Origin of the sequence: Streptosporangium sp. NPDC006013 (assembly GCF_040614275.1) — a bacterium.
GTDB lineage: Bacteria > Actinomycetota > Actinomycetes > Streptosporangiales > Streptosporangiaceae > Streptosporangium.
Genome location: NZ_JBEXUE010000606.1, coordinates 1 through 5,211 on the forward strand (window position 1 = coordinate 1; position 5,211 = coordinate 5,211).

Sequence of the window (5,211 nt, forward strand, 5' to 3'; positions counted from 1 at the left end):
GTAGCCCGACAGCGGCGCATTGACGTTGACGATGTTCTGGATGCCCATCGGGTAGCCGTTGGTCTGGCCTGAGTCAGCTCTTGAAGGCGTCCTTGACCTTCTTCGCGCTGTCCTTCGCCTTCTCTCCGGCCTGCTTGAGGCGGCTTCTGGCCTGGTCGTCCTTGCCCCTGGCCGCAAGGCGCTCGTCGCCGGTGGCGCGGCCCACGCCTTCCTTGATCTTGCCCTTGGCCTCTTGCGCCTTGTTGGAAAGCTTGTCGTCGGCACCCATGGTGTAGTTCCTCCCGTTTTGTGGAGTTTGGTCCACGCAATCCCTTTCTCCGCTGTGGGAGGGAGTAAACACGCCCGGTCTCGGACCCGGCCGGAATCGGCGCCGATCGGCCGGTGGCAACGCCCCTGTGGCACGGGCAGGCCATCGGAATCCGGTTCAGGGCGTACCGCGCCGGACGCCGTGGCACGGGTCTGACGGAAGGGTCGGAGACGGTGTGGTGAGCATCACATGTGGCGGGATCGCCCCCGCCGCCGTACCCCTGGACCGGGAGGTTTCTTCCGCCTTCGGGTGTCGCGCGACGAGGGTGAAACACCCATGCCTCACGAGTGAAACCGTCGTCTCCGGCGTGAAAACGAAATGACCGGTCCTCCGCTTTCAGCGGAAAGCGCTCACAGCGAACGAACGGAAATCATGCTTCCGTGCGGGGCTAAGGTCACGGGTGTTCGTTATTCGCAAACCTCGGGTTCGGAGTAGGTGGAGAACATGAGCGGTCCCCAGATCGTCCCCGAAGACCAGTTGTACCAGCGGCTGCTGCGCAAGCGGATCGTCGTGCTCGGCAGCGAGGTGAACGACGAGGTCGCCAACCGGATCTGCGGGGAGCTGCTCCTGCTCTCCGCCGACGACGAACAGCGCGACATCTGGCTCTACATCAACTCACCCGGCGGTTCGGTGTCGGCGGGCATGGCCATCTACGACGTGATGCAGTACATCCCCAACGACGTCGCCACCGTGGCCATGGGCATCGCCGGGTCGATGGGGCAGTTCCTGCTCTGTTCGGGTGCGCCCGGCAAGCGTTACGTCCTGCCGCACGCCAGAGTGATCATGCACCAGCCCTCGGGAGGCCTGGGCGGCACGGCCGCCGACATCGCCATCCAGGCCGAGCAGATGCTCTACACCAAGCAGGTGATGCGCGAGCGGATCGCCTTCCACACCGGCCAGCCACTGGAGCGGATCGAGGAGGACTGGGACCGCGACCGCTGGTTCACCGCCACCGAGGCCAGGGACTACGGTTTCGTCGACCAGGTCATCAGGAACACCAGTGAGGTGGTGTCCGAGAACTGATATTCCGTTCCCGAGGCGATTTTCGCTCGGGATGGTTTTCGCGGAGAGCGACCCTGCTCTCGGCGCGGTTTCGCCTGGAATAGCGTGGCTCCATTTCCGGCCGCTGCCGGAAACGGAGCCACGAGGTAAAGCGGCGTCGGTCGTTCTCCGGCACTTCCTCCGCTCTTCCCCGGCCGTTCGGCCGGGCTTTTCCAGCCGCTGCCCGGACGCACTCGGCCGCTCCGTCAACGGTGGCAGAGCAGGCAGCGTACGGCGTGCTCGAGAGACTCGGCGTCGGTCATGGGCGAGGGCCAGGGGAGCCGGATCAGGGTCGGGTCCTCGACGCCGCAGCGGACCGTCGCCCCGAAGCGGTCGAGCTCCCAGAGCCAGGCCCCCGGCACCGGCTCGGCGAGCAGGGAGCCCAGGGCGGCTTCCAGCTGCCTGCGATGGGCGCCGTTGACGTGGTGGAGCATGCGCTCGGCCTCGCCCATCAGCGGGTCGGGGGCGGCGCCGAGATACTCCTCGGCGTCCAGCACACCCGACTCGGGGCCGGTCAGATAGATCACCCTGCCGACGTCGACCCGTAGCAGCCTGGGACCTTCCGTCCCCTCCAGCACCTCGAACAGCGCCTCGTCGGGGCAGCGCTCGGCGATCGCCACAGCGGTCCGCCGCACCTCGGCCACCGGCACGGCCTGCGCCCATCCCTGCACCTTGAGCAGGCCGCGCGAGAGCTCGTGCTCCCCCAGCGAGCGGTTCGACGTCAGGTCCACTGTCACCACGGGCTCGTCCCGGGCGCCATAGAGCGGGTCGCCCGGCAGGACGAGCAGCACCGGCCGGCCGATGCCGTCCACACCACCTCTGGCGGGCATCGCGGGGCCGGCGCCTCCGGCGATGGACACGTGGGTGGGAGCGGCGCCGGCGGCGAGGGTGCGGACCCGCTCGGGGATCGGCGGAGCGGTGACTGGCTGCATGGACCGGCTCTCCTTGAGGTCGGGGAGAAACTGCTGTATAAGATTAGCCTTGCCTAACTAAGGTAAACCTAACCATAGAGGAGCGAGCGTGCGCTACACCGGACCGAAGGTGCGCCTGTCCCGCCGGGCGGGCGTGCCGCTGACCCGCAAGGCCGTCCGATACTTCGAGGAGCGCCCCTACCCGCCGGGTGAGCACGGTCGCAAGACCAACCGACGGCAGACCGGTGACTACGGGCTGCGATTGTTGGAGAAGCAGAAGCTGCGCTGGTACTACGACGTCTCCGAGCGCCAGATGCGTCGCTACTGGGACCTGGCGCTGCGCGGCGGTGGCCGTGCGGGCGCCGAGCTGGTGGTGCTGCTGGAGACGCGCCTGGCCTCCCTGGTGCTACGTTCCGGCCTCGCCCCGTCCATCTACGCGGCCCGCCAGTACGTCGCCCACGGTCACATCACCGTGGACGGCCGCAAGGTCGACATTCCCAGCTACCTGGTCAGGCCGGGCCAGGTCGTCGCGGTGCGCGAGAAGTCACGCCGGATGCAACCCTTCGTCGCCGCCTCCGAGGGCGTGTACGTGGACGAGAGGGTCGCCGCCTATCTCGGCGTCGACCACGCCGAGCTCCGCTTCACCCTGCTGAGCCGCCCGCTGCGCGAGCAGGTCGTGGTCCCGGTGGACGAACAGCTCGTGGTGGAGTTCTACTCGCGCTGACCTGACGCCTGTCAGCGGCGCCGGCCCGCCGCCTTCCGGGTGGCGGGCTTTTTCGCGCCGTTGCCTCCCGCGCCGTTGCTCCCCGCGCCGTTGCTCCCCGTACCGTTGCTCCCCGCGCCGTTGCTCCCCGGCCCGCCGTTCGCGGCCGTACCCGGACCGCTGCCGCGCGTCGCGGGGACCTGGTCCCGCAGTTCCCGCACCTCGGCCCGGAGCGCGGCCAACTCGGCGAGCACCGTTCTCCCCAGCTCCGCGGTCGCCTGCGCGGACTCCTCGGCGTGCTCCTCCTCCATCGCGCTGACCACCACCGCGATGAACAGGTTCAGCACCACGAACGTGCACACCAGCATGAACGCCACGAAGAACACCCACGCCTCCGGGTGCTCGTCCATCACCTCGCGGGTGATGTCGGACCAGGCGTCCCCGGTCATCATCTGGAACAGGGTGAACAGCGAGGTGGGCAGGTCGCCGAAATACTCAGGAGCGGTGGCGTGGTAGAGCTTCGTGCCCATCACCGCCGCGACGTAGAGCACAAGTCCCAGCAGCAGCACGATCGAGGTCATCCCCGGCACCGCGGTGAGCAGTGCGGTCACCACCCTGCGCAGGCTCGGCACCACGGAGATCAGCCGTAGCGCCCGCAGGATCCGCAGCGCCCGCAGCACCGAGAGCCCACCCGCGGTGGGCAGCAGCGAGGCCGTCACGATCGCGGCGTCGAACAGGTTCCACGGGTTGCGGAAGAACCGCCAGCCCTGGGCGTAGAGCTTGACGGCCAGTTCGGCGACGAAGATGTAGAGCGCCAGATGGTCGATCACGGTGAGCACCGTGCCGTACCGTTTGACGGCCTCGGTCGAGGTCTCCAGTCCGAGTGTGGCCGCGTTGATCACGATGACGGCGGTGATGAAGTGCTGGAAACGGGACGTTTCCAGCACGGCGCGGAGACGCTCGCGCGTCGGCACGGGTGGCTCCTGAGGGGGTCGGATGGGTCGGATGGCCGAGGACAAGCCAAGATCGTAACGTGTTGACGGCGGTCCGGTTCCGCCCGGGGAGTCGGGCCAGGTCAGTGCGGGGCGCTCGGTGACCTGACGCAGTAGCCGCCGATGCCCGACTCCAGAAGTTCGAAGGCGCACTCGGCCTGCCGGCGCAGGTCGGGGGCGATGGCGTCGAGGGTCTCGCCCGCGAGCATGCGCTGGACGGCGTGGACCATCAGCCCGCGCAGCACCGCGCAGATCTGGGCGGCGGCGAACGCGGGGGTGAGGTCGTCGGGGTCGGCGTCGGCCTCGTCGGCGAGCGTTCTGGCCAGGGCCTGCTCGCGCGCCTCGTTCATCGCTCTGATCCGGGCGTTGAGTGAAGGGCTCTCGGCGACCATCCGGGTGAAGGCGTCACTGCCCTCGTGAAAGCCATAGCGATGGTGCCGTGTGTCGAGCGCGTCGAGAAAGTCACGGCGCAGTGCCTCCAGCGCGCTCTCTCCCGGCCCGCGCTCCCGCACCACCCTGCTCGGCAGGTCCTCCACCTCCTGCCGCCGGTCGAAGAGCAGGTCCTCCTTGGTGCCGAAGTAGTTGAAGACCGTGTTGACCGACACGTCGGCGGCCCTGGCGACCTCGGCCACCGTCACGTTGTCGAAGCCTCGCATCATGAACAGCCCGGTGGCGACGTCGGAGATGCGCTCCCTGGTCTCCCGCTTCTTGCGCTCACGCAGGCCCTCACTCATGAGGTCATTCTATGGGGTCGGACAAATTTTGCAGTGACACCAAATTTGGTGTTACTTTACGAATGGAGGCGATCAAATGATCAAGACATCAGCTCTGAGCAAGACCTTCCCCGGCGGTGTCGAGGCCGTCCGGGGCGTCGACCTGGCGGTGGAGGCCGGGGAGATCGTCGGGTTCCTCGGTCCCAACGGCGCGGGAAAGACGACCACGATGCGCATGCTGACCACACTGCTCCGTCCCACCGGGGGCAGTGCCACGGTCGCCGGGCACGACCTGATCACCGACCCGAAGGGCGTGCGGCGGAGCATCGGCTACGTGTCCCAGAGCGGCGGGATCGCCCCGGCGAACCCGGTGGGGGAGGAGTTGGAACTCCACGCGATGCTCTACGGCATGCGCCCGGCCGAGGCGCGGGAGCGGGTCGCCGAGGTGCTCGGCCGACTCGGGCTGACCGCGTTGCGGGAGCGGCCGGGCGGGGCTCTCTCCGGCGGCCAGCGCCGCCGGTTCGACCTCGCGTTCGGGCTGGTC

At 68.4% G+C, this 5,211-nt stretch carries 7 protein-coding genes; 3 read left to right on the forward strand and 4 right to left on the reverse strand.

Annotation, left to right across the window (positions count from 1 at the left end; translation table 11 throughout):
- Positions 1-73: 73 nt before the first annotated feature.
- Positions 74-268: a CsbD family protein gene (locus tag ABZ260_RS45920; RefSeq protein ID WP_350920462.1), complete on the reverse strand. Its 195-nt coding sequence runs from the start codon at positions 266-268 to the stop codon at positions 74-76.
- Between the two features lie 483 nt (positions 269-751).
- Between ABZ260_RS45920 and ABZ260_RS45925 the strand changes: the two genes are divergently transcribed.
- Complete coding sequence (locus ABZ260_RS45925) at positions 752-1,330, forward strand: ATP-dependent Clp protease proteolytic subunit (protein ID WP_355630821.1); 579 nt, start codon at positions 752-754, stop codon at positions 1,328-1,330.
- Positions 1,331-1,554: 224 nt separating this feature from the next.
- Here the strand turns inward: ABZ260_RS45925 and ABZ260_RS45930 are convergent, their stop codons facing one another.
- Complete coding sequence (locus ABZ260_RS45930) at positions 1,555-2,280, reverse strand: DUF2470 domain-containing protein (protein ID WP_355630824.1); 726 nt, start codon at positions 2,278-2,280, stop codon at positions 1,555-1,557.
- Between the two features lie 88 nt (positions 2,281-2,368).
- Here ABZ260_RS45930 and rpsD point away from each other — a divergent pair, with 88 nt between their 5' ends.
- A complete protein-coding gene (rpsD, locus tag ABZ260_RS45935) occupies positions 2,369-2,983 on the forward strand; it encodes a 30S ribosomal protein S4 (RefSeq protein WP_355630827.1) in 615 nt (204 codons plus the stop codon).
- Between the two features lie 11 nt (positions 2,984-2,994).
- Here the strand turns inward: rpsD and ABZ260_RS45940 are convergent, their stop codons facing one another.
- Positions 2,995-3,936, reverse strand: coding sequence for an ion transporter (locus ABZ260_RS45940; RefSeq protein WP_355630830.1), 942 nt, complete (start codon positions 3,934-3,936; stop codon positions 2,995-2,997).
- Positions 3,937-4,037: 101 nt separating this feature from the next.
- Positions 4,038-4,688: a TetR/AcrR family transcriptional regulator gene (locus tag ABZ260_RS45945; protein ID WP_355630833.1), complete on the reverse strand. Its 651-nt coding sequence runs from the start codon at positions 4,686-4,688 to the stop codon at positions 4,038-4,040.
- A gap of 76 nt (positions 4,689-4,764) precedes the next feature.
- Here ABZ260_RS45945 and ABZ260_RS45950 point away from each other — a divergent pair.
- Positions 4,765-5,211: ATP-binding cassette domain-containing protein (locus ABZ260_RS45950; protein ID WP_355630836.1), on the forward strand; the 447-nt coding region annotated here is incomplete at its 3' end.